Source organism: Streptomyces sp. NPDC004542 (assembly GCF_040610035.1).
Taxonomy (GTDB): Bacteria; Actinomycetota; Actinomycetes; order Streptomycetales; family Streptomycetaceae; genus Streptomyces.
Window position 1 is genome coordinate 189337 of sequence record NZ_JBEXLP010000002.1, and the last position, 21626, is coordinate 210962.

At 71.3% G+C, this 21626-nt stretch carries 26 protein-coding genes; 6 read left to right on the forward strand and 20 right to left on the reverse strand.

Translation table 11 applies throughout. The features are described 5' to 3' along the window. Positions 1–31 precede the first annotated feature (31 nt). Positions 32–1129 (forward strand): NlpC/P60 family protein, encoded by a 1098-nt coding sequence (locus ABZX30_RS02425; RefSeq protein ID WP_355927785.1) that lies wholly within the window; start codon positions 32–34, stop codon positions 1127–1129. Positions 1130–1423: 294 nt separating this feature from the next. Beyond that, positions 1424–2734 carry a fused response regulator/phosphatase gene (locus tag ABZX30_RS02430; RefSeq protein WP_355927786.1) on the forward strand — a complete coding sequence of 437 codons (1311 nt, stop codon included), beginning with the start codon at positions 1424–1426 and terminating at the stop codon, positions 2732–2734. Positions 2735–3054: 320 nt separating this feature from the next. Here ABZX30_RS02430 and ABZX30_RS02435 read toward each other — a convergent pair whose 3' ends face one another. From ABZX30_RS02435 to ABZX30_RS02465, 7 genes are all read right to left on the reverse strand, one after another. Continuing rightward, on the reverse strand, positions 3055–3399 hold the full coding sequence (locus tag ABZX30_RS02435) for a DUF2516 family protein (protein WP_355927943.1): 345 nt from the start codon (positions 3397–3399) through the stop codon (positions 3055–3057). A 99-nt stretch (positions 3400–3498) separates the two neighbouring features. Then, the gene (locus ABZX30_RS02440) at positions 3499–4101 is read right to left on the reverse strand and encodes a hypothetical protein (RefSeq protein ID WP_355927788.1); all 603 of its coding nucleotides are present in this window, start codon (positions 4099–4101) and stop codon (positions 3499–3501) included. Between the two features lie 77 nt (positions 4102–4178). After that, a complete protein-coding gene (locus ABZX30_RS02445) occupies positions 4179–4664 on the reverse strand; it encodes a helix-turn-helix transcriptional regulator (RefSeq protein WP_355927790.1) in 486 nt (161 codons plus the stop codon). 103 nt (positions 4665–4767) lie between these two features. Further along, positions 4768–4971 carry a hypothetical protein gene (locus tag ABZX30_RS02450; protein ID WP_355927792.1) on the reverse strand — a complete coding sequence of 68 codons (204 nt, stop codon included), beginning with the start codon at positions 4969–4971 and terminating at the stop codon, positions 4768–4770. 8 nt (positions 4972–4979) lie between these two features. Continuing rightward, positions 4980–7091 (reverse strand): aminoglycoside phosphotransferase family protein, encoded by a 2112-nt coding sequence (locus ABZX30_RS02455; protein ID WP_355927945.1) that lies wholly within the window; start codon positions 7089–7091, stop codon positions 4980–4982. Between the two features lie 604 nt (positions 7092–7695). Continuing rightward, the gene (locus ABZX30_RS02460) at positions 7696–8436 is read right to left on the reverse strand and encodes an HAD family hydrolase (protein ID WP_355927793.1); all 741 of its coding nucleotides are present in this window, start codon (positions 8434–8436) and stop codon (positions 7696–7698) included. After that, a complete protein-coding gene (locus tag ABZX30_RS02465) occupies positions 8436–9314 on the reverse strand; it encodes a winged helix-turn-helix domain-containing protein (RefSeq protein WP_355927794.1) in 879 nt (292 codons plus the stop codon). Before ABZX30_RS02465 ends, ABZX30_RS02460 begins: the two co-directional genes overlap by 1 nt. Before the next feature lie 148 nt (positions 9315–9462). Between ABZX30_RS02465 and ABZX30_RS02470 the strand changes: the two genes are divergently transcribed. Further along, positions 9463–9651 carry a hypothetical protein gene (locus tag ABZX30_RS02470; protein WP_355927795.1) on the forward strand — a complete coding sequence of 63 codons (189 nt, stop codon included), beginning with the start codon at positions 9463–9465 and terminating at the stop codon, positions 9649–9651. Between the two features lie 5 nt (positions 9652–9656). On the opposite strand, the gene ABZX30_RS02475 is transcribed toward ABZX30_RS02470, so the two are convergent. Beyond that, a complete protein-coding gene (locus tag ABZX30_RS02475) occupies positions 9657–10571 on the reverse strand; it encodes a GntR family transcriptional regulator (protein WP_355927797.1) in 915 nt (304 codons plus the stop codon). Positions 10572–11266: 695 nt separating this feature from the next. After that, positions 11267–11950: an aerial mycelium formation protein gene (locus tag ABZX30_RS02480; RefSeq protein WP_355927799.1), complete on the reverse strand. Its 684-nt coding sequence runs from the start codon at positions 11948–11950 to the stop codon at positions 11267–11269. 155 nt (positions 11951–12105) lie between these two features. Here ABZX30_RS02480 and dtd point away from each other — a divergent pair, with 155 nt between their 5' ends. Continuing rightward, entirely contained in the window at positions 12106–12531 is a 426-nt protein-coding gene (gene dtd, locus ABZX30_RS02485; protein ID WP_355927801.1) for a D-aminoacyl-tRNA deacylase, read from the forward strand. 43 nt (positions 12532–12574) lie between these two features. Here dtd and ABZX30_RS02490 read toward each other — a convergent pair whose 3' ends face one another. The 3 genes from ABZX30_RS02490 to ABZX30_RS02500 all read right to left on the reverse strand — a co-directional run bounded on the left by ABZX30_RS02490 (position 12575) and on the right by ABZX30_RS02500 (position 15035). Then, positions 12575–13540: a folate-binding protein gene (locus tag ABZX30_RS02490; protein WP_355927802.1), complete on the reverse strand. Its 966-nt coding sequence runs from the start codon at positions 13538–13540 to the stop codon at positions 12575–12577. 9 nt (positions 13541–13549) lie between these two features. Continuing rightward, complete coding sequence (locus ABZX30_RS02495) at positions 13550–13987, reverse strand: Fur family transcriptional regulator (RefSeq protein WP_355927804.1); 438 nt, start codon at positions 13985–13987, stop codon at positions 13550–13552. Positions 13988–14459: 472 nt separating this feature from the next. Beyond that, positions 14460–15035, reverse strand: a complete 576-nt coding sequence (locus ABZX30_RS02500; RefSeq protein WP_355927807.1) for an FABP family protein — start codon at positions 15033–15035, stop codon at positions 14460–14462. Positions 15036–15383: 348 nt separating this feature from the next. Between ABZX30_RS02500 and ABZX30_RS02505 the strand changes: the two genes are divergently transcribed. Beyond that, complete coding sequence (locus ABZX30_RS02505; protein WP_355927810.1) at positions 15384–15611, forward strand: hypothetical protein; 228 nt, start codon at positions 15384–15386, stop codon at positions 15609–15611. Continuing rightward, complete coding sequence (locus ABZX30_RS02510) at positions 15608–15970, forward strand: DsrE family protein (protein ID WP_355927812.1); 363 nt, start codon at positions 15608–15610, stop codon at positions 15968–15970. The genes ABZX30_RS02505 and ABZX30_RS02510 overlap by 4 nt, the downstream gene beginning before the upstream one ends. A 204-nt stretch (positions 15971–16174) precedes the next feature. Here the strand turns inward: ABZX30_RS02510 and ABZX30_RS02515 are convergent, their stop codons facing one another. From ABZX30_RS02515 to ABZX30_RS02550, 8 genes are all read right to left on the reverse strand, one after another. Then, on the reverse strand, positions 16175–16438 hold the full coding sequence (locus tag ABZX30_RS02515; RefSeq protein WP_355927815.1) for a DUF3099 domain-containing protein: 264 nt from the start codon (positions 16436–16438) through the stop codon (positions 16175–16177). Positions 16439–16569: 131 nt separating this feature from the next. After that, positions 16570–16857: a DUF1416 domain-containing protein gene (locus ABZX30_RS02520; RefSeq protein WP_010351646.1), complete on the reverse strand. Its 288-nt coding sequence runs from the start codon at positions 16855–16857 to the stop codon at positions 16570–16572. 50 nt (positions 16858–16907) lie between these two features. Then, a complete protein-coding gene (locus ABZX30_RS02525; RefSeq protein ID WP_355927818.1) occupies positions 16908–17753 on the reverse strand; it encodes a sulfurtransferase in 846 nt (281 codons plus the stop codon). A gap of 129 nt (positions 17754–17882) precedes the next feature. Next, a complete protein-coding gene (locus ABZX30_RS02530) occupies positions 17883–17963 on the reverse strand; it encodes an Ms5788A family Cys-rich leader peptide (RefSeq protein WP_350751515.1) in 81 nt (26 codons plus the stop codon). Between the two features lie 206 nt (positions 17964–18169). Then, positions 18170–18907, reverse strand: coding sequence for a DUF2993 domain-containing protein (locus ABZX30_RS02535; RefSeq protein ID WP_355927821.1), 738 nt, complete (start codon positions 18905–18907; stop codon positions 18170–18172). A gap of 177 nt (positions 18908–19084) precedes the next feature. Then, complete coding sequence (locus tag ABZX30_RS02540) at positions 19085–20368, reverse strand: hypothetical protein (protein WP_355927822.1); 1284 nt, start codon at positions 20366–20368, stop codon at positions 19085–19087. A gap of 2 nt (positions 20369–20370) precedes the next feature. After that, complete coding sequence (locus tag ABZX30_RS02545) at positions 20371–20625, reverse strand: MoaD/ThiS family protein (protein ID WP_355927825.1); 255 nt, start codon at positions 20623–20625, stop codon at positions 20371–20373. Between the two features lie 67 nt (positions 20626–20692). Beyond that, positions 20693–21538 (reverse strand): alpha/beta fold hydrolase, encoded by an 846-nt coding sequence (locus ABZX30_RS02550; protein ID WP_355927827.1) that lies wholly within the window; start codon positions 21536–21538, stop codon positions 20693–20695. Between the last annotated feature and the right edge of the window lie 88 nt (positions 21539–21626).

A 21626-nucleotide genomic window follows, 5' to 3' on the forward strand; every position in this document is an offset into this window, starting at 1 on the left:
GTTACTGACGGTAAATCAGTTGGGGGCAGGGATGGGAACGGGCAAGCGCGGTCTGCTCACGGCTGCCGTGACCGTGGTCTGCGCGGTCACCGTGCTGGCGGCACCGGGCACGGCGTTCGCGAGCCCCACCCCCACACCGACGGCCTCGCCCGGCGCGTCCCCGAGCCCGAGCCCGACCCCGACGCTCCCGCCGAACAAGGACCTGGAGAAGGTCCGCGAGAGGCTCGACGACCTGTACCACGACGCGGCCGTCGCCACCGACGAGTACAACGCCGCCGAGGAGAAGGCCGACAAGCAGTCCGCCGAGATCGTCGAGCTGGCGAAGAAGATCGTCAAGGGCCAGAAGAAGCTGGACGGGCTGAAGGACCGCGCGGGAGCCGCCGCCCGCGCCCAGTACCGCTCCGGAGGACTGCCCGACGAGGCCAAGCTGCTGCTCAGCGACGACCCGGGGCAGTTCCTCGACGGCGCCGGACGGGTGCTCCAGGGACAGCGGGCCACCAAGGACCTGATCACGGAAATGACCCGCACCCAGGCCGACTTGAGGCAGTACGCGAAGGACGCCTCCGCCCAGTGGGACAAGCTGGAGGCGAACCGCAAGGCCAAGGCGGCCGCCAAGAAGAAGATCGAGAAGCAGATCGCGGCCGCCGAACAGCTCGAGGACCGGCTGAAGAAGCAGGAGAAGAAGAAACTCGCCGAGCTCGAGCAGCGGGCCGCCCTCAAGGCGCAGACCGCCTGGCTGGACACCGGCATCCTGGACGAGATCAAGGGCAAGTCGTCCGAGCAGGGCAAGAAGGCGATCGAGTTCGCGACGCACCAGATCGGAAAGCCGTACGTGTGGGGCGCGGAAGGCCCGGACTCGTACGACTGCTCCGGCCTGACCTCGCAGGCCTGGGCGAACGCCGGGCACCCCATCCCGCGCACCTCGCAGGAGCAGTGGAAGCGGCTCGGGCACGTCGAGGTGAAGGACATGCGCCCCGGCGACCTGATCATCTACTTCGACGACGCCAGCCACGTCGGCATGTACGTGGGCGACGGCGCCATCATCCACGCCCCGCGCCCGGGCCGGACGGTGACGCTCGCGGGAGCGGGGTCGATGCCGATTCTCGGCGTGGTACGACCGGACGCGTGAGGCGGACGACCGGAAGTTCGCCATGCCTCCTGCCCCGGCGTGATGCGCGCCATGTGACTCACTCCACCTCCGGCAACCTCCCAAACTCCGGCGGGACGTGACCTTCGTCATCCCCGCCCGCCCCTGCCCTGTCCAACTGCGGTAGGGAACGCGGCATATGACTCCGACGGGCTGCCAAGCGCCCCACCTCGCACCATTCCGCTGCGGCGGCCAGTACCGCTATGGTCCCCAGTCGGGTGGGTCGAGGTCCCTCGCCCCGCCACGCCCTCGGGGGGAGGGAAGGAACCCAGGACGATGCCCGCACCCATACCGCGGCAGAGAGCGATCCCGGCCGCGGAGAGTGGTCAGGCGCCGACCGCCGCGCCCAACGCCGGCGGCCCCCTCAAGGAAGAGGCCCACCGCGACACGCCCGCCGCACACACCACCGCGGCCGGCGCCACTCTCACCCTGCTGCTGATCGAGGACGACCCCGGCGGCTCGCCGATCGTGCCCGAACTGCTGGACCCGTCCGGCAAGCCGATCCGGGTGCGCACCGCCCGCAACCTCACCGAGGCCGAGCGGCTGCTCACCGACGACGTCCACTGCATCCTGCTGGACCTCGCGCTGCCCGCCCCCGGCGGCACCGGCGCCGACGACGAACTCGCCGTGCTCCGGCACGTCCTCGAGCTCGCGCCCCGGCACGCCGTGCTCGCGCTCACCGCCTCCGGCGACGCCGAGCGCGGCGCCGAGGCCGTGCGGGTGGGCGCGCAGGACTACCTCTTCCGGGACGAACTGGACGACCGGCTGCTCAGCCGCGCCATCCGGTACGCCGTCGAGCGCAAGCGCTCCGACACCGCCGAGCGCCGCCTGGCCGAGGGCCGGGTGCGGGCCCAGGAGAACCGCCGCCTGGAGCGGGGCCTGCTGCCCACGCCCCTGCTGGAGGGCTCCTCGCTGCGCTTCGCCGCCCGCTACCGGCCCGGCCGCTCCCGCGCCCTGCTCGGCGGCGACTTCTACGACTGCGTACGCACGCCCGACGGCACCGTGCACGCCATGATCGGTGACGTCTGCGGCCACGGCCCGGACGAGGCGGCGCTCGGCGTGGAGCTGCGCATCGCCTGGCGGGCGCTGACGCTGGCCGGGCTGTGCGGGGACGAACTGCTGAACACGTTGCAGCAGGTGCTGGAGCACGAGCGCGCGGACGACGAGATCTTCGCGACGCTCTGCACGGTGGACATCACCCCGGACGGCCGCCGCGCCGGGCTGTGCCTGGCCGGCCACCCCTCCCCGCTGATCGCCCGCCCCGGACGGCCCGCGGAACTCCTGCCGTACGACAACAACGGCCCCGCGCTCGGCCTGCTGCCCGGCGCCCGCTGGCCGCGGATGCAGGTGGAACTGGGCCCCGAGTGGAGCCTGATGCTCTACACCGACGGCCTGATCGAGGGCCGGGTCGGCGAGGGCGGGGAGCGCCTCGGCCAGGACGGCATGGTGGCGATGGTCCGCCGCCAGCTGGAGCGGGGCCTGAGCGGCGAGGACCTGCTGCGGACCGCGGTCAGCGAGGTGCGCGACCTCAACGGCGGCGAACTGACGGACGACGTGGCGGTGGTCCTGCTGGACCGGGTGCCGTAACGCTCGCCGCTGGGCTCAGTGCATCCCGGCTCAGCGACCGCCGCCGTAGCCGTACGACACGGAGGCGACCGGCCACCACCGACACGAACGGCCCGCCACCGGCCAGAACCCCCCGCGAACCACGCCCGGCGAGACACGGCTGCCGGGCCGACACGGCGTCGCCCCTGCCGAACCCGCTGCCGCAACGCTCGCGGCCAGGCCCGGACATCCCGGCTCAGCGACCGCCGCCGTAGCCGTACGACACGGAGGCGACCGGCCACCACCGACACGAACGGCCCCCTGGCGCTCGCCGCCGGAGGCGTTTCGTACGGGTTACCGGTTCAGCGGCCGCCGTTGTACGGGCCGTACGGGCCGTCGCTGCTGCTGCCGCGGCGACGTCCCCAGCCGCTGCCGCCGGAGACCTGACGCAGCGCGGGACGCACGTCGACGATGTAGACGATGCTCGCGACCGCGCCGGCGATCGGCAGGATGGACAGGATCGTGAACAGGTAGCTCACCACGAGCGCGATGCCCAGGATGATCAGCCAGAACACCTTGTTCTGCTTGTCGGCCGCGCGGAAGGCGTCCTCGCGCCGGAACGCGGCGTCGAAGAGCCCGAACGCGGCGAGGGCCATCAGGACGATCTTCAGCAGTCCCATGAACCCCGCGAAGCCCAACATCAGCATGCTGTCCACCGCCCGTTGTCTGCCATCCCTACGCGGCCACCGTACCCGTAGAACGGGCCGGACACCCCAGGGGTGCCCGGCCCGTACGTGCGCCGTCGGTCACTTGGCGGGCGGCGTGGTCTTCTTGGCGGCGGCGGGCTTGCGGGCCGGCGCCTTCTTCACCGCGGGCTTCTTCTCGGCGGACTCCGACTCGGCCTCGGCCGGCGCGGCGGGCTCGGCCGCGGCGGGCTTGGCGAACGTCGGCTCGCCCTTCGGCTCGACCACGATGGCGAGCTCCTCGATCTCCTCGGCGGCCTCGCCGCGCCAGCCGCGCACGGCCTGCTCGCCGTGCTCGGCGACCTTCTCGTAGGTCTCGCGGGCCTTCACGGCGTACTCGGCGGCGACGCCGACACCGCGCAGGGCGAGGTCCTGGGCCGACTCCCCGAGCTTCTTCAGGTCGCCGTCGATGCTGCCGAAGAACTCGGTGACCTTGGTCTGGAGGTTCTCCTGCGCCTCCTTGGCCCGTGCGGCGGCCTTCTCCTGCACGGCCTTGGGGTCGGTGTTGCGCACCGCCTCGATGCGGGCCGGGGCCTCGGCGCGCAGCTGCTCGACCAGGCCGGGCACCTTCCGGGCCTGCTGGATGGCCAGGTCGGCGGTGCCGGCGGCGAAGTAGAGCGGGGTCGGGTCGCTGAGGGTCTTGCGCAGGTCGTCGGTGATGGCCATGGTGATGGTCCTCCCGGATTCACGTTCGGCTGAGGGTTTTGTGGTCCGCGGCAGGGCGGCCGGCGCCCTGGTCCGGTTCAGCTGGCCGTCTGCTGCGGATCTGTGCCGGCGTCGTCGCCGTCGGCAGTGCGGGCGCCGCGCGCGGCGGCGGTGCCGCCCGCGACGTCCTCGTCCGTGCTCTCCTCGCCCGCGGCGTCGACCCCGAATCCGTTCTCCTTCCGGAAGGATTCGTAGATCTGCAGGAGCACCTGCTTCTGCCGCTCGTTCAGCGTCGGATCGGCGAGGACGACGGCACGGGTCGCACCTTCACGTCGCCGCTCCTCCCCGTCCCGCTCGGCGTCGAGGATCCCGGCCCGCACGTACAGCGTCTCGGCGGAGATCCGCAGCGCCTTGGCGACCTGCTGCAACACCTCCGCGCTCGGCTTGCGCAGGCCGCGCTCGATCTGGCTCAGATACGGATTGGACACCCCGGCGGCATCGGCGAGCTGCCTGAGCGAGAGCTGGGCGTTCCGCCGCTGCTCGCGCAGGTACTCACCGAGATTGCCGACGTTGAGCGATGCCATGCCTCCACCTTGCCCCAGTCGCGCTAACTATTGCAAGCATCTGCTTGCAATAGTGTGTCGTGTCACCTTCGGCAGACCCCGCGCCCGAGCACGCCGGTCCTGCTCACGAGCGAGGGCGCCGACCGCCGCCAGGGGCGAGTGTCGCGGTCGGGTACGGGCAGCCGACCGCCCGGGTGAGTGCCGCGAACAGCCGGTGCAGACCGCGTTCCTCGGTCTCGGCGACGGCGGCGGGCTCCACGGCGAGGACGTCGTCGGCCGGCCGGATCCGCCGCTTCCTGTGCCCACGCGGGCCGATCCGCTCATCCACGGGGACGACTATCCCAAGGCGCGGGCCAGGTACGGGTTGCCCTTCGGGCGGACCTGCCGGCCCAGTACGGCGGTGGCCGCCGCCAGTGTCATCGCGTAGGAATCGACGGCCCGGCGCACGTTGGGGGCGTCCAGGCTGGCGCCCGTCACCAGGCGGTCGAGGTCCACGTAGGCCGAGCGGACCGTTTCGATCCACCGGTAGACCACGCGGTCCCTCTTCCAGTTCCGGGTGTACCGGGACGGCAGGCCGCGCTCCCAGCGCCGGAACATGCGGTCCCGGATCTCCGGCCGGGTCGGCGTGAGGTGTATGTGGCGGACCAGGTCGTACAGGGGGTCCCCGACCAGCGCCATCTCCCAGTCGATGATGGTCAGCCCCTGCCCGTCGTCGTGGCGGACGAGGTTCCACGGGTTCAGATCGCCGTGCAGCAGGGCCGGCTTCCGCGGGCTCACGTCGTACCGCTGGAGGATCTGCCGCAGTTGTTCGGCGTCGGGCAGGCCGAGAAACCAGGCCACTTTCTGCGACTCCTTCGGCAGCCCCTCCACCAGGAGGACCAGCTGGTCGCTCAGCCACCGGTAGAAGCTCTCCCCGCCGCCGACCGGGTCGAGCGGGCGGTAGTCCACGTCCGTCAGGGCACAGAGCTGGTCCACCAGACTGTCCGCCTCGACCGGCCGCAGTCCGTCCACCGGGTGGCTCGGCGGCCGGTCGACGTCGTGCGGACCGACGTACGTGTGGACGGAGAACATCTCCCCGTCGTCGCCCAGCGCCAGGACCCGCGGTGCGGCGACCGGCGCGCCCGACTCCTCGATGGCCTGGAGCACGGCGTGCTCGCTGAGGAAGCTGGGCTCACGGCGGCACACCTTCGTCACCCTGCGGCGTACCACGACCGGCATGTCCACACCGGTGCACCGGACCACCGAGTTGAGGTGCGCCGTGCCCTTGAACACCCGGCCGGCCGGTGCCGCACCCTCGGCGCGCAGGGCCGCCAGAACCGCGGCGCGGGGGAAGTCCGGGCGCTCGGCGAGCCGCTTGTCCGGCGTCCAGTGGATCTCGCGGGCGGCCCGGCCGCCGGGCCGCCCGGGCCGGGACGCCAGCCACCGGCACAGCAGCCGTTCGATCTCCCGCTCGCCGGGCACACCGCTCAGGCCGAGGGGCCGCGCCGCCGCTTCCAGGGCCCGCCGCACGGAGGCGGTCGCCTCGTCGACGTTCTTCTGGTCGTGCGCGCGCTCCAGGGACTGCGCGGCCCGCATCACGTCGGAGTAGACGGACTGGGCTCGTTCGAAGTCGAGGTAGTGACGCAGGTCCTTGGCCAGACCGTTGACGGCACCGGGCCGGACCCGCCGCATCGCCACGGCCCACGCCTCGACCACCTCGTCCCACTGGTACGAGGGGTAGCGCATGCGCACGAGGTGGGTCGCCAGGTCGTGCAACGGGTCGCCGTACGTGGCCAGCTCCCAGTCGACGCAGATGAGCGGCGGATCACCGTCGTAGGCCACGATCAGGTTGTCCCGGTGCAGGTCGGCGTGGAGCAGGCTGTACGGTCGGCGCGTCATGGCCGGAACCCGGTCGGCCAGCCCCCGCAAGGCGTCCTCCGGGATGCCCAGCGCGGCGAACAGTCCACCGAAAGCAGTCCAGTTGGGCTGGCGGATCTGCCGGTCGGCCAGGTGCACCAGGGTGCGCAGGAAGCCCTGGCTGTCCGTGTCGTTGCTGGGCCAGGTGGGCGGCAGCGCGGGCAGAGTCCCGCGTCTGACCTGCGTCATCTGGGCGAGGAGCTCCGCGAGCGCCTTCATCAGCAGGGTCTCGACGGGTTTCCCGTTCGGGCAGATGCTGGACAGCGGCACACCCTCCACATAGCTGTGGACGGCGTACTTCCCGTTCTTCACCAGGCATTCCGGCACGTGCGGCAGGACACCGCGCAGGGCGCGCAGGATCGCCGCCTCGTCGTGCCAGGTCCTGATCACCACCGGCAGCGCGTCCTCGCGGGGCCGGCGCACCGTCACGCACGTCTGCGGGCTGCGGTGCAGAGCGGCCGCCAGTTCGTCCGTCAGCTGGAACACGAAGTTGTCGTGGTGGTGGCCGCTGATCGCGTGGCCCTTCTTCGCGGCGAGTTCCGCGAAGTTCACGACGACGAAGTCCAGCAGTGCGCCGGCGGCGTCCTCCCCGAACGCGCTCTGGGGAAGTGACACTGCGCCCACTGGCCGCTCCGAAAGTACTCGTGCGAGGGGTGGAAATGTATGACAGAGGCAGTGGTCTGATGACACACCACAGCACCGGAGTCACGGCTGAGTAGCCACAACGGGTGGTGGTGGACTATACGCACGAACACGAGCGGTTGCTCACACGGTGCGCCGCAGCCTACAGCACAGCCCTTGGACCACTCGGCAAGGTGTTTCCAGACGGAGTCGAACCACGACTGCATCGAGTCGACGAGCACCGACCCCGGCGAGTTCTGGTCGGCGTCCTTCACATGGTGGGTCAGGGTGGCCCCCGGGCCGAGGACGTCCAAGGCCGTTGTCTCGTCCCCGGTGTCCAGCACGACCGGGCGTTCGATCACCTCGTACAGGCCGTGCAGCGCCTCGGTGCGCCGCCCGAGCCGGACGGTGAGCGAACCGAGTACGCCCACCGTACCGCCCGGCGTCGGTGTGCCGTGTCGTGATGGAGTGCAGCCGGTCCCGCAGACCGTCGCCGACCGGGTACGGCAGCGGGCACTGTCCCGGGCCGCCCGGACTACGCCCGCAGCACGTGGAGCAACGGCTCGAGCGAGCCGACGACGGCCTTCGCTCCGGCTGCGCGCAAAGGCTTCACTTTCGCTTCGCCATGCGCATAGCCGAGGAACGGTACGCCGGCCCGGCACGCGGCTGCGAGGTCGGAGGGGGAATCGCCGATCATCAGCGCGTCGGAGGGCGTGGTCCCGGTCGAGTTCAGTGCGCGGACGAGGCAGTGCGGGTCGGGCTTGAGGAGGGAGAGATCCTGGCTGCGGCCGTAGACATGGGGGGCGAAGCAGCCCAGCAGGCCTCGGCCGGCCAGGTAGGCACGGACCGCCCGGGGCGAGTTGTTCGTGGTGATGGCCAGCCGGGAGCCGACGGCCGTCCAGGTGCGGATCAGCGGGTCGGCCCAGGGCGTGGGCCAGGCGGAGTCGGCGGCCCGGAGCTCCTCATGGGTGAGACGTTCCTCCAACTCTGTGACCAGGTCGCTCTCGGGATGCCGGCGCCCCACGGCGTTCAGCACCCCGTGCGGATCGACCGACTCGCGCTCCGAACGGGTGAGCAGGCCGTGCAGGCCCCGCCCCTCGAGCCACTCCACCAGTTCCGCGGCCACGCGTTCCGCCTTGTGGCGCGCGAACAGGCGGCAGACCGGGCCGTCGAAGTCCCACAGGACGACCCGCGCCCGCGTGATCAGTTCCCGGACGTCCTGCGCGCTGTCGGTCCCGCCGGCCACCGGTTCAGTCCCCGCCGTGTCAGAAGTCACTAGGAGAGTGTCAGGTCCGTCGTGATGGTTTCCCAGAGGGCGTCGAACCAGTTCTGCGACTGCTGTACGAAGGCCTCGTCCCGCTGCCCCCGCCGCTTCTCGAAGGAGAACAGCAGGGACTGCGATCCGAGGGTGTCGTACATCTCCAGGGTCCCGCTGTCCGTGGACTCCTCGCGGCGGGTGACCATGTAGTAGCCGAGCAGCGCTTCCGTGCCGTTGAGCAGGTAGAGCTTCACCGGCGGGGTGAAGGGGAGCGCGCGGAAGGTGACGTGGACGTCGATGTCGTGCGTGCCGCGCAGGGCCTGCAGGTTGTACCGCACGACCTGGCCCTGGGCGTTGCGCATGGCGAGCCAGCGCTGGTGGACCGGGTCGTCGTCGCCCCTCCCGTCGACCGGGACCGGGAAGGCCAGGTTGATGTCGCGGGACGGCAGGAGGATGCGGACGTCGATGCGCTGGGGGCGTGCCCGGCCTTCGTGGACCATGCGGAGCGGTTCGCTCAGGGCCAGCATGAACGTCTCGGCGGTCAGGCAGACGGCGTCGATGCGGACGTGCGGCACCGAGAAGGCCTCGGCCAGGCGGGGAGCGAGTCCGACCATGGTCGGCTGGGGCTCGTCGCGGGCGGGGGCCGGTTCGGCGATCCGCGGGGGGCTGCCCCGGCTCACGCTGCTGAGCAGGCCGTCCTCCTGGAGTGCCCGCAGGGCCTGGCGCACGGTGCCGCGCTCCACGCCGAACTCCTCGGCGAGCTCGGCCTGGGTGGGCAGGCGGTCTCCGGCCCGCAGGTCCCCGAGCCGGATCCGTTCCCGGAGGGTGTCGGCGATCTCCTGGGGCGTGAGCCTTCTGCTGCCGTTCACTGCCACGTTCTCCTGGGTCACGACCAAACGCTACAACTCGCACCTGGTCAACAGCAGTTGTCCGTAGGTTGTTTATCTATGGGTGCCAAGTGGGGACAACTTAATCAAAGTTGGTTGCCAACTTGGTCTAGTTGGCGGAAGTTTTGCTTCCTGGCAACCTGAAGGGGGAACCACTGTGCCTGCCCTCGCCCTCATCTCCGCGGTCTTCGTCGTCGGCTTCGAACAGATCGTGCAGTGGAAGTACGGCGCCACCGGCATCGTCGGTCTGCTGATGCTCAGCATCGGCCTCAAGGCCAAGTGCCCGGCCGTCAGCTCGGCCGGGGCCGTGCTGCTCGCCGTGCTGCTCGCCGGACCCGCCCTGTGAACCGCTCACGCCGTGAGCACGAGGTCCGAACTGATCGTCTCCCACAGCGCGTCGAACCACAGGTGCGCCTGCTCCACGAAGGCCGCGTCCCGCAGTCCGGCGCCCTGCTCGAAGGCGAACAGCATCGACCGCGTGCCCTCGGCGTCGTACAGCTCCAGGTGCTCGTGCTCGATCTCCCGCTCGCGCCGCGTGAGGGTGTAGTACGCGAACAGCGCCTCGGCCTCGTTGAGGAGGTAGAGCTTCACCGGCGGGGTGAAGGGGAGCGCGCGGAAGGAGACGTGCACGTCGATGCCGTGCGTGGCGCGCAGTGCCAGCAGGTTGTGCTGGAGCACCTGGCCCTGGGCGTTGCGCTGGGCCAGCCAGCGCCGGTGCAGCAGTTCCGTGGCCGACGCGTCCACCGGGGCGGGGAAGGCGAGGTCGATGTCCCGGCTGGGCAGCAGTACGCGGACGTCGACCTTGGCCGGTTTCAGGCGCCCCGCGTGGATCTGGCGCAGCGGCTCGCCGATCGCAAGCGTGAGCGAGACCGCGGTCAGGCACAGGGCGTCGATCCGGACGTGCGGGGCCGCGAAGGCGGCGGCCGTCCGCGAGGCCAGGGCCACCATGGTGGGCTCGGGCGGGGCCGGCGGTCCGGTCGGGGCGCGGCCGTGCGCCGGGCTGGGGGCCACGGTGGCGGGGCTGCCCTTGGTCACGTTGGTGAGCAGGCGCTCCGACTGCAGGATGCGCAGTGCCTGACGCACCGCCCCGCGCTCCACGCCGAACTCGTCCGCGAGTTCGGCCTGCGTGGGCATGCGCTGGCCCGGTGTGAGCACACCGGACTCGATCCGGGCGCGCAGTTCGTCGGCCACCTCGGTGTGTGACTTCTGTGGCCGTGGTGCCCTCTTCCGCCCATGGGCGGTGGCGTGTTCCGGGTCCACGGTCAAACAGTACAACTTTTCGCCATCTTGCGGCAGTTCAGTGAAAGGTGGTTATGAGACGCGTCCAAGCGGAGATAAGTACTGTGCAGTTGGCAGCCAACTTGGAGAACATGGTCAGTCCTCAGGTTGGTTGGACCGCCGGGTTCCTTCCCGGAGGGGAGCCGGGAGCCCGGCCCGAGCACAGCCACAACCGAACAGCGACAACTCAACACCGAAGCGTACAGCCACAACTGAACACCGCTACGGAACAGTCGGCACGGATCTCCGCGGGAGGGAGCGCAGAAGATGTCCGGGCGCCACGGCCGCCTGGACGTACGCAGCAGGGCGTCGGCCACACGGGCGGCGCCCGCTCGGTCTTCCCGGACCCGGCCGAGCGCCACGAGGCAATCCGCCGACTCACCGCCCGTCCCGGCCGCCGCACCCCGGGGCTCCGCCCGGACCCCGCCGGGGGCTCCGCCCCTGAACGCCGCGCGGGACTCCGCCCCAGACCCCGGCGAGGGCACCATCCCCACACCCTCCCCGCCCCGCCCGGCGGAGCACCGCCCCCGCACCCCCATCGGGTTCGGCCCCCTCCGCCCCACCGGGCTCCGCCTCCACAGGCCGGCCGGCGCATGCTCAGCCCGTCCTAGGACGGAGGACGAGGCCCGTTCAGGGCCGATGCGGGGGCCCGACAGCCCCTCACCAAGATCTTCGTGGGCCTTCTAGGCCAGCAGGTCGTCCACCTGTGCCTCGCCCTCCCGGTAGCGGCGGGTGATTTCCGCGCTGCAGTCGTCCGTCGTGCGCTGGAGGCGCTGGCGGCGGCCGGAGACCTGCTGTTCGTAGCGGACCAGGCGGCCCATCGCGGTGTCCAGTTCCAGGTCGGTGCGGGCCTGGAGGTCGGAGAGCTGGACCTCGGCGAGCATCTGGGCGGCCAGTCGCCGGTACTCCTCGTTGTGCGGGGTGCCGAGGGTGACGTGGCGGGCCGAGGAACGGTGGCGGGCCGGGGCGTCGGTGAGGATCTCGGGGAGGCGGGACACCACGGAGGCGACCACCGTCGCGTCCCTGGGGCCGTCCACGGCGACCGGCTTCGGGTCGCCCCGGCGGGCCAGTTCCGCGCGCAGGATGTCGATCCGGCCCTGCAGCAGCCGCCGTACGTAGCTGAGGTCCGCCTCGTCGCGCTGGGCGTCCCGGCGCAGGGTGCGCAGTTCGGGCAGGCTCAGCCGGGTCAGGTCGTGCTCGGACGGCTCCGCGGGCAGCGCAGGGCTGTCGCTGCGCTGCGTGGGCGGCCGCTGGATCCCCGGCAGGCCACCCGGCAGGTCACCCGGCAGGCCACCCGGCAGATCCCCCGATAGGTCCACCGGAAGATCCACCGGAAGATCCAGCCGCTCCGTACTCGGTGTGCTCATGTGCTTCTACCGTCCCCTCAACGCGTAGGGAAGCATCGTGCCACCCCAAGTGGCCGCAATGTGACCGAGTGCCCGCGAACAGCCCCAGATGGGGGCTAAGGAACCATAATGGGCCCCCTGTGACCTGTTCCCGGCCACCCGGCATCATGGTCCGCATGCGAGCAGTGGTGCAGAGGGTTGACGGCGCGAGCGTCGTCGTGGACGGGGAGACCGTGGGCGAGATCGTCGGCGAGGGACTGTGCGTCCTCGTCGGGGTCACGCACGAGGACACCAAGGAGAAGGCGGCCCAGCTCGCTCGCAAGCTGTGGTCCCTGCGGATGCTGCACGACGAGAAGTCGTGCAGCGACGTCGCCGCCCCGCTGCTCGTGATCAGCCAGTTCACCCTCTACGGGGACGCCCGCAAGGGGCGCCGCCCCACCTGGAACGCGGCCGCGCCCGGCGACGTGGCCGAGCCGCTCGTCGACGAGGTGGTCGCCCAACTGCGCGCCCAGGGTGCGACGGTGGCGACGGGCCGGTTCGGCGCGCAGATGCGGGTCTCGCTGACGAACGACGGCCCGTTCACCGTCCTGCTGGAGATGTGAGAGGCAGCGGGCCGAAGGGCGCACGACTCACAGGGCTCAAGGCTCAGGGCTCGACCACGACCTCCTGCGCCGCCGCCGTGTCCCCGGCCATCAGCCGCGCGTCCAGCGGCACGTTCCGCTTCACCAGGGCCAGGGCGACCGGGCCGAGCTCGTGGTGCCGTGCGGACGTGGTGATGAAGCCGATCCGGCGGCCGTCCGGGCCCTCGTCCGCGAGGCGGATCTCCGTGCCGTGCGTCGGCAGGTGGACCTCGCTGCCGTCGAGGTGGAGGAAGACCAGCCGGCGCGGGGGCTTGCCCAGGTTCTGGACGCGGGCGACCGTCTCCTGGCCGCGGTAGCAGCCCTTCTGCAGATGGACCGCCGTGCCGATCCAGCCCAGCTCGTGCGGGATGGTGCGGTGGTCGGTCTCGAAGCCGAGGCGGGGGCGGTGCTGCTCGACGCGCAGCGCCTCGTGGGCGAGGATCCCGGCCGGCGGGCCCGCGGACCCGGCGTACGACTCGAGGTCCGCACGCGGGAGGAAGAGGTCGCGGCCGTACGGCGTCTCGCGTACGACGACGCCCTCGGGCACCTCGGCGATGGAACCGGCCGGCAGGTGCACCACCGCGATGTCGCCGGTACGGTCGGCGACCTCGACGCGGTAGAAGAACTTCATCGACTCCAGGTACGCCAGCAGCGCCTCCTGGGTGCCGGGCTCCACATGCGCCCAGACCGTCTCGCCGTCGTCCACCAGGTACAGCGCGTGCTCGATGTGGCCGTGCGCGGAGAGGATCAGCGCCTCGGTGGCCCGGCCCGCGGGCAGCTCGCTGACGTGCTGGGTGAGCAGCAGGTGCAGCCAGCTCAGCCGGTCCGCACCGGTCACGGTGACGACACCGCGGTGGGAGAGGTCGACGAATCCGGTGCCGTCGGCGAGGGCACGCTGCTCGCGGAACAGATCGCCGTAGTGGGCGGCGACGCCTTCGTCCACGCCCTCGGCGGGGACGGCGCCGGGCAGGGACAGCAGAGGACTCTTCATATGCCAAGCCTACGACTCGGTACTTGAACTCTTGAGAGAGCAGTCCTTGCAGCGGCCGAAGATCGCGAAGTGCTTCATGTCCGTGTCGAAGCCGAACGTCTCGCGCAGCTTGGCCATGAACTCGGACGCCACCCCGACGTCCGCCTCGATCACGTTCTGGCAGTCCCGGCAGACCAGGTGGATGTGGTGGTGCCGGTCGGCCAGGTGGTAGGTGGGAGCACCGTGTCCCAGGTGGGCATGGCTGACCAGGCCGAGTTCCTCCAGGAGCTCCAGCGTCCGGTAGACGGTGGAAATGTTGACCCCCGACGCCGTCTTCCTCACCTCGCCGAGGATGTCGTCGGGGGTCGCGTGCTCCAGGGTGTCCACGGCTTCGAGCACGAGTTGCCGCTGCGGCGTCAGCCGGTAGCCGCGCTGCCTGAGGTCGCTCTTCCAGTCGGTGCTCACCACACACCCCAGTCTAGGGCGGGGCGGACCGGGTCACGGCTCGGCCGGCAGAACGCCGTTCGTCAGGGCGTCGGCGAGGGCGCCACGGTACGCGCGGGTCGCGCGGGCGATCTCGGTATGCGCCTGGATCTTGTCGTCGAGGGCGGATACGCGGCGCCGACGTACTACCGTGTTGCTGAACGTTCTGGGCTCGCCTCTGCATCGCAAGCCACCCAGGGCACAGCCTCCGAAGCCCCGGTCGCAGGCACTGTGCGACCGGGGCTCCGCGCATTCCCGAAGCCCGGTGCTCGCTCCCCCAAGACATCGTCACTGAAGCCACGCGCAGCCGCTCATGACAAGTGCATTGCCATGCAGTGCTTTTTGTTAATGCTTGCTCGGCATCAACAGCCTCATTGAGAGCGGTCAACAAAGCACAACGTCCCCCGGGCCCACTACGGCACGGGGGACGTGAAGAAGCCGACGACGCCGGCGGCGGCTACTTGAAGAAGGCGATGCCGTCGTCCGGGAGGTCGTCCGGGAGGGCCTTGGCCCAGCGCTCGACCTCCTCCGGGGTGACGACCTTCTTCAGGTGAGCCGACATGTACGGGCGCAGCTCGACCTCGGGGGTCTGCTTCTCGCCGACCCACATCAGGTCGCTCTTGACGTAGCCGTACAGGCGCTTGCCGCCGCTGTAGGGGCGGGAGGCGGCCGTGCGGGCCACGGCGTCCGTGACCAGGTCGATCTGCGGCTTCTTGTCGGCGAGCTCGCCGTACCAGATCTCGATGACGCCGTCGTCGCGGGTCATCGTGACCTCGACCTTGCGGTCGGCGTCGATCCGCCAGAAGCCGGACTCCGACTCGAGCGCGCGGACCTTGTTCCCGTCGTTGTCCAGCACCCAGGTGTGGGAGCGGTACTCCAGGAAGTCCCGGCCGTCGTGGGTGAAGCTGACCTCCTGGCCGAAGTTGCACTTCTCCGAGCCGGGGAAGTCGTGCACGCCCGCACCCGCCCAGTCGCCGAGCAGGAAGGCGAGGGGTACGAGGTCCTTGTGCAGGTCGGACGGGATCTCGATCATGATCGGCAGTTCCTAGGTATGGGTCAGCGCTGGCCCTGGTACAGCTTCTTCACGGTCAGCCCGGCGAAGGCGAGCACGCCGACGCAGACCAGGACCAGCAGGATTTCGTAGAAGATCTCCACGGGGGTGCTCCTTGAGCGGGGGTGGGCGTACACAGAGCCGCCCCCAGCTTACGCGGCCGGGATCCGCCGCTCTCCGCGAGGTGGGGGGTCGCGGACCCGGCCGTCGCGATGCGCCGCGGCGTTACCTGTGCCGGCAGGCGTCTGCCATGAACTCCGTCATGGAGACGGTGACCGTGGATTCGTCGCCGTCGTCCGAGACGCGGCACCGGCGGTGGGAGCACCGGGCATGAGGGGCGGCCTGCCGTACGAGGAGTGCAGGCGGCGACAGTACGCCGCACCGCGCGACCGGGCGCCGCTGTACCCGGCCTTCGCGGTCCCGCCGTTCCGTCCGCGCGCGCGGCGGCGGCGCGGGTGGCGGCCGGTCGACGGGGCCGTGGTGAGCGGCGTGCTCTGCGCGGTCTGCGTGGCCGCGCTGCTCGTGGCGGTCGTCGTCGCGGCTACGCTTCCCGCATGACCAAGAAGCTCGTGATCAAGGTGACGGCCGGGGCCGATGCCCCCGAGCGCTGCTCGCAGGCGTTCACGGTGGCGGCGGTGGCCGTGGCCAGCGGGGTGGACGTCTCGCTGTGGCTGACCGGGGAGTCGTCCTGGTTCGCGCTGCCCGGGCGGGCCGCCGAGTTCGAGCTGCCGCACGCGGCCCCGCTGCCGGATCTGATCGAGTCGATCCTGGCGGCCGGGCGGATCACCCTGTGCACACAGTGCGCCGCCCGCCGGGAGATCACCGAGAAGGACGTCATCGAGGGCATCCGGATCGCGGGCGCGCAGGTCTTCGTGCAGGAGGCGCTGGCCGACGGGACGCAGGCGCTCGTGTACTGAGACGCGGCCGCTCGGAGCGGGGGCGCTCGGAGCGGGGGCGCTCGGGCCTGTCTGACACATGAGCGCGGGAGCAGGAGCGGCGTCTGGTGCGTGCGATCGCAGGGCGCGGGAGCGTCCTCGTGGCGGAGCCACGTGGGCGTTTCGGCAACGCGGCGAGCGTGCGTGCCAGGCGTCGCGACGCCGCGGGCATGTGTCAGACACCCCCTAGGAGCGGGGGCGCTTCTTGCCGTCGAGTTCGTCCCACCACTCGTCGGACTGCGGATCGCCCGAGGGGTCGTCCCACCAGCGGTCCTCGGGCCCGCGCCGGTTGGCGACCATCGCCGCGACGGGCGGGATGACCATGGCCACCACGCACATGATGACCGCCGCGGTCACCGACCACAGGCGCACGACCCCCCACGCCAGGACGAAGAGGGCGATGCACACCCCCATCATGGCGAAGTAAACGCGACGTCGCCGTGCGTACATGACTCCAGGGTAGGCGGGCGCACGCCGCTCGGCACGGGCGGCGTGCGCCCGCCGACACCCCGGGCACGCCAAAGGGCCGCACCCAGGCGTCCAACCCGGGGGTGCGGCCCTCCAGCCGGTGCTGAGGTTGCTCAGACCGCGATCGCGACCTCTGCGAGTCCGCCCTGCTGGGCGACGACCGTGCGGTCGGCGGTGGCGCCGGGGACGAGGGCGCGTACGGTCCAGGTGCCCTCGGCCGCGTAGAAGCGGAACTGTCCGGTGGCGGAGGTGGGGACCTCCGCGGTGAACTCACCGGTCGAGTCCAGCAGGCGGACGTAGCCGGTCACCGGCTCGCCGTCGCGGGTCACCTGACCCTGGATGGTGGTCTCACCGGGCTTGATCGTCGAGGCGTCCGGGCCGCCGGCCTTCGCTCCACACATGTCTTTCTCCAGAGGGTCTTGGGGTCTGACCGGAAGGTCGGTCGGATGGGTTACTTGTTGGCGCCGAGCTCGATCGGCACGCCGACGAGGGAGCCGTACTCGGTCCAGGAGCCGTCGTAGTTCTTGACGTTCTCCACGCCCAGCAGCTCGTGCAGGACGAACCAGGTCAGGGCCGAGCGCTCACCGATGCGGCAGTAGGCGATCGTGTCCTTGGCCAGGTCGACGCTCTCCGCGGCGTAGAGCTCCTTGAGCGCGTCGTCCGACTTGAAGGTGCCGTCGTCGTTGGCGTTCTTCGACCACGGGATGTTCCGGGCGGACGGGACGTGACCCGGGCGCTGCGACTGCTCCTGCGGCAGGTGGGCGGGGGCGAGCAGCTTGCCGGAGAACTCGTCGGGCGAGCGCACGTCGACCAGGTTCTGCGAGCCGATCGCGGCGACCACGTCGTCGCGGAAGGCGCGGATCGAGGTGTCCTGCGGCTTGGCCTTGTACTCGGTGGCCGGGCGCTCGGGGATCTCGGTGCCGTCGACCAGCTCGCGGGCGTCCAGTTCCCACTTCTTGCGGCCGCCGTCGAGGAGCTTGACGTTCTCGTGGCCGTAGAGCTTGAAGTACCAGTAGGCGTAGGACGCGAACCAGTTGTTGTTGCCGCCGTAGAGGACCACCGTGTGGTCGTTGGCGATGCCCTTCTCCGACAGCAGCTTCTCGAAGCCTGCCTGGTCGACGAAGTCACGGCGGACCGGGTCCTGGAGGTCCTTGGTCCAGTCGATGCGGATCGCGTTCTTGATGTGGTTCTTCTCGTAGGCGGACGTGTCCTCGTCCACCTCGACGATGGCGATGGTCGGGTCGTCCAGGTGCTCCTGGAGCCAGTCGGCGTCGACCAGGACGTCGCTGCGGCTCATGCTCTTTCTCCTCCGGGGCAGGTGCGGCGGGGCGTGCGAGTGCGTGGGTACGCGGCCCGTTGCGGGCCGGCGCACGGATGCCCTGAGTAGGGCAGGGCGAGGGGGTGAGCGCGGAAGTCGGGCTTCCGCTCAGAAGGGGCGACAGAGCATGGCGGCAACGCGGCACAGGTCCACTGCCCGCCGCTTCGTGAGATCCGCCTGTCGCTTCATGCCGACGATCGTAGGGACGGAGAGCGGCGCGTGTCACCGGGGTGTCGCATGATGAGACGCGATCGTCCACAATGTGGAATGGATGGAGGGAAAGAGGTGCCCGCGTGAAGGATCCGGGCAGCGGCGGACCGGGACGCGCCTGCCTCGCGGACGTGGGCGTCTCGCCTTTCGGACGCCGTTGTCCACCGAGGACGCCGAGGAGGGTCCTACCCGGCGAGCCGGACGTTCGAACCCTGCACGGTGATCTCGACGCCGTCCCGCGCCGCCCGCACCGAGTCCAGCTCGATGCCGCCGGGCAGCTGGTCTATGGCCTGCTGGAAGTCGGTGATCGCGCGGACCCGGTTCTCGGCGAGGTCGGCGCCGCCGATCACGGGCAGGGCGTCGGCGTGCACCTTCACCTTGTCACCCTCGACGGTGACCGAGCTGAGCACGTGGACCGGCTTGGGCAGCTTGCTGCCGAGGACCGTCGCCTCCACCGCGACCTTGATCTTGCCGTTGCCGCCGTCGGAGAGGCCGACCACGCGGGCGGTGACGCCGGGGGCGATCTGGGTGGGCTCGGACTTCGCCGTCTTCAGCAGCTCGGCGTAGGAGACGGTCGCGGTGCCGGTGGCGGTGGACGCGGTGGCGGAGCTGTAGTCGCCGGAGAAGTCGACGCCCTTCATGTCGGCCTTCAGGTCGTCGATGCGGATCTTCTCGGCGCCGTTGCCGGTGGCCGCCTCGTAGTCCTTGATGCCGACCTCGACGTCGTCCAGGGAGCCGCCCGCGAGCTGGGTGAGGAAGGGGAAGCCCTTGATCGACACGTCAGGGGTGTCGGCGAGGCTCTCCGTCGCCTTCAGCCTGTCGGCGGCCTCGCCCTCCGCGAAGTGCACGGCGACGCGGTCGACGATCACGAATAAGCCGCCCAGGATCACGACGACGATCAGCAGTGCTCGCAGGGCGCGCATTCGTTGTTTTCCCCCGGCTAGGCGGTCTCGTGACACGTGCGGCCGCAGAAGTCGTGCGGTCACGGAAATGCGGTACGACCCGACGGTAACCCCGCGGGGCCGGCCCGCGGGGATTTTGTAGATCAGCTGTGACAGGGACGTACGCGCCCTTCCGTCCGCCTGCCCCGTCGACGCCGGTTACCCCAGCGCCCGCCCCAGTACCCACACCACCGGTGCGGCCGCCGCCAGCGGCAGGGCCACGCCCGCCGTGAAGTGGACGAACCGGGAGGGGTAGTCGTAGGCGGCGACGCGGTGGCCGACCAGCGCGCACACCGCGGCGGCGGCACCCAGGACGGCACCCTTGGTGCCCAGGTCCGTCATCCCGCCCAGCGCGATGCCGGCGCCCGCCGCGGCCAGCACGGCTACGGTCACGGAGGCCGGGGTCGGCAGCGGGAGGGCGCGGGCCAGGAGGGCGACCGCCACCGCCGCCGCGCCGACCGTCACCGCGTCGGGTTCGGCACCCAGGTAGCCGGTGGCGATGACCGCCAGCGCGCTCGAGACGACCGTCGCCATCAGGCCGTACATGCGCTCATCGGGCGAGGCGTGCGAGCGCAGCTGCAGCACCAGGGCGAGCAGGACCCACACCCCCAGGGGGCCGAGGATCGCGGCGGGCGCCTGGTCCCGGCCGGCCACCAGGACGGCCACGTCCGCGGTGAGCCCCCCGGCGAAGGCGAGCGCGATGCCCTGCCGGGCGGGCCACATGCCGTTCAGCCGGAACCAGCCGGCGGCGGTCACGGCCTGCAGCAGCACCAGCGGTACGACCAGGGCGTACGTGCCGATCGCCGCCGTACCGGAGAGCAGCAGGCCGAGCAGCGCCGTCAGCGCGGCGGGCTGCATACCGGGGTCGATGATCGGGGAGCGCCCCTCCAGCCGGGCGCGCTGGGCGTCGGTGATGCGGGAGTTGCCGGCGAGGGTGGCCGGTCCGTAGGCGGGCCCGGACCCGGACCCCGGTGCGGAGGGCTCCGGTGCGGCCGACTGCGGTGCGGGGGGCTGCTGGGCCGGGGGCCGCGGATGGGCGGGCGCAGCGTGTGCGCCGGGGGCGCCGGGCGTACCGGGGGCGGCGGGTCCGTAGCCCTGCGGCGGCAGGTACGCCGTCTCGGCGGCCGCGACCGGCGGCTGCACCGGCGGCTGAAGCTGCGTCTCCCAGGTCTGGCCCTGCCACTGCTGGGTGTGCTGCTCCTCGTACCCGGGCTGGTCGTACCCGGACCGGCCGTAGCCGCCGCCCTGGCCGTACCCGGACCGGTCGTAGCCGCCCTGGTCGTACCCCGCCTGCCCGGGCCACGTCTGCGGCTGCTGTTGCTGTTGCTGTTGCTGGTAGGGCTCGTACCCCCCGTAGCCCTGCTGCCCCTGCTGCCCCTGGTACCCGTCGTAACCGCGCTGCCCCTGATGGGGGTCCTGGCCCTCATACGGCTGGTCGGTCATGCTCACCCTCCTGCGAACGGCGGGAGCACCTCGACCGTGCCGCCCTCGGCCAGCCGTACCGTCTCATGCTCCCGGGTGCCCACGGGGTCACCGTCGACGAGGTACGAGCATCGCTGCAGTACGCGCACGAGTTCGCCGGGGTGTCGCTCCCGCACCGCGGTGAGCGCCTCGGAGAGGGTCGCCGCGTCGTACGGCTCCTCGGCGACCCCGGCCGCGGCCTTGGCGGCGGCCCAGTAGCGCACCGTGACCTTGGACATCTGGTTCCTCTGGTTCCTCTGGTTCCTCGATCGAGGCAAGGAGTGATGAGAGACGGATGAGGCCAGGCTAGCTGGCCCTGGCCACCGCCCAGGCTCCGATACGGGCGAGCAGGGCGTCCCCGGCGGCGTGCTCGGCATGGCCCATGCCGGGTTCCAGCCACAGTTCGCCGTGGTCACCGGCCGCGTCGGCCAGCATCCGGGGGTGGTCGAGGGGGAAGTAACCGTCGCTGTCGCCGTGCACGATCAGCAGCGGGGTGGGGGCGATCCGCGGCACCGCCTCGACCGGGGACAGGGGCACCGGGTCCCAGTCGCGGTGGTGGATGCGGGTGCGCAGGCCGTAGCGGCCGACCAGGCGGCCCTCGGGCCGGGTGACCAGCCAGTGCAGGCGGCGCATGGGGGCGGTGCCCCGGTAGTACCAGCGGGCCGGCGCGCTCACCGAGACGACGGCGTCCGTGCCCTCGGCGCCCCGGTGCAGCGCCGCGTGCCGCAGCACCACCGAGCCGCCCATGGAGAAGCCGACGGTGACGACGCACGCGTGCCCGAAGCCGCGGGCCCACTCGACCGCGGCGGCGAGGTCCAGCACCTCCCGGTCGCCGACCGTGGAGCGGCCGCCCGACGCGCCGTGCCCCCGGAAGGAGAAGGTGACCACGGCCCCGTACCGGGCGAGGACCCCCGCCACCCTGCGCACGTGCGGCCGGTCCACGGAGCCGGTGAAGCCGTGCGCGAGGACGAACACCAGGTGACGGGCGGGCGGCGCGGAGGCGTCGTATACGAACCGGCCCGGATCGTATACGGAATCGATCGCGATCCCGTCCGCCGTGTACAGAAACGTCCGCTTACCTGCGCGTCTGCTCGTCTCGGAGTGCGGACGAACGGCGGAACGTGCCGCGTGACCTGCCGGACCGTTGCTCATGTGGGCTATTCTGCTGGGCAGAGGACTCGGGCAGCGTAGCCCCCGGGTCCTTTTGTGCTTTCGGAAGCGTTGTATACGAAGCGGGAAA

Excerpts from the sequence above, each read along its gene's own strand:
- ABZX30_RS02425 (WP_355927785.1), top strand. The coding sequence starts at position 32 with ATGGGAACGGGCAAGCGCGGTCTGCTCACGGCTGCCGTGACCGTGGTC.
- ABZX30_RS02430 (WP_355927786.1), top strand. The coding sequence starts at position 1,424 with ATGCCCGCACCCATACCGCGGCAGAGAGCGATCCCGGCCGCGGAGAGT.
- ABZX30_RS02435 (WP_355927943.1), bottom strand. The coding sequence starts at position 3,399 with ATGCTGATGTTGGGCTTCGCGGGGTTCATGGGACTGCTGAAGATCGTC.
- ABZX30_RS02440 (WP_355927788.1), bottom strand. The coding sequence starts at position 4,101 with ATGGCCATCACCGACGACCTGCGCAAGACCCTCAGCGACCCGACCCCG.
- ABZX30_RS02445 (WP_355927790.1), bottom strand. The coding sequence starts at position 4,664 with ATGGCATCGCTCAACGTCGGCAATCTCGGTGAGTACCTGCGCGAGCAG.
- ABZX30_RS02480 (WP_355927799.1), bottom strand. The coding sequence starts at position 11,950 with ATGAGCACACCGAGTACGGAGCGGCTGGATCTTCCGGTGGATCTTCCG.
- dtd (WP_355927801.1), top strand. The coding sequence starts at position 12,106 with ATGCGAGCAGTGGTGCAGAGGGTTGACGGCGCGAGCGTCGTCGTGGAC.
- ABZX30_RS02490 (WP_355927802.1), bottom strand. The coding sequence starts at position 13,540 with ATGAAGAGTCCTCTGCTGTCCCTGCCCGGCGCCGTCCCCGCCGAGGGC.
- ABZX30_RS02500 (WP_355927807.1), bottom strand. The coding sequence starts at position 15,035 with ATGATCGAGATCCCGTCCGACCTGCACAAGGACCTCGTACCCCTCGCC.
- ABZX30_RS02505 (WP_355927810.1), top strand. The coding sequence starts at position 15,384 with ATGAGGGGCGGCCTGCCGTACGAGGAGTGCAGGCGGCGACAGTACGCC.
- ABZX30_RS02510 (WP_355927812.1), top strand. The coding sequence starts at position 15,608 with ATGACCAAGAAGCTCGTGATCAAGGTGACGGCCGGGGCCGATGCCCCC.
- ABZX30_RS02515 (WP_355927815.1), bottom strand. The coding sequence starts at position 16,438 with ATGTACGCACGGCGACGTCGCGTTTACTTCGCCATGATGGGGGTGTGC.
- ABZX30_RS02520 (WP_010351646.1), bottom strand. The coding sequence starts at position 16,857 with ATGTGTGGAGCGAAGGCCGGCGGCCCGGACGCCTCGACGATCAAGCCC.
- ABZX30_RS02525 (WP_355927818.1), bottom strand. The coding sequence starts at position 17,753 with ATGAGCCGCAGCGACGTCCTGGTCGACGCCGACTGGCTCCAGGAGCAC.
- ABZX30_RS02530 (WP_350751515.1), bottom strand. The coding sequence starts at position 17,963 with ATGAAGCGACAGGCGGATCTCACGAAGCGGCGGGCAGTGGACCTGTGC.
- ABZX30_RS02535 (WP_355927821.1), bottom strand. The coding sequence starts at position 18,907 with ATGCGCGCCCTGCGAGCACTGCTGATCGTCGTCGTGATCCTGGGCGGC.
- ABZX30_RS02540 (WP_355927822.1), bottom strand. The coding sequence starts at position 20,368 with ATGACCGACCAGCCGTATGAGGGCCAGGACCCCCATCAGGGGCAGCGC.
- ABZX30_RS02545 (WP_355927825.1), bottom strand. The coding sequence starts at position 20,625 with ATGTCCAAGGTCACGGTGCGCTACTGGGCCGCCGCCAAGGCCGCGGCC.
- ABZX30_RS02550 (WP_355927827.1), bottom strand. The coding sequence starts at position 21,538 with ATGAGCAACGGTCCGGCAGGTCACGCGGCACGTTCCGCCGTTCGTCCG.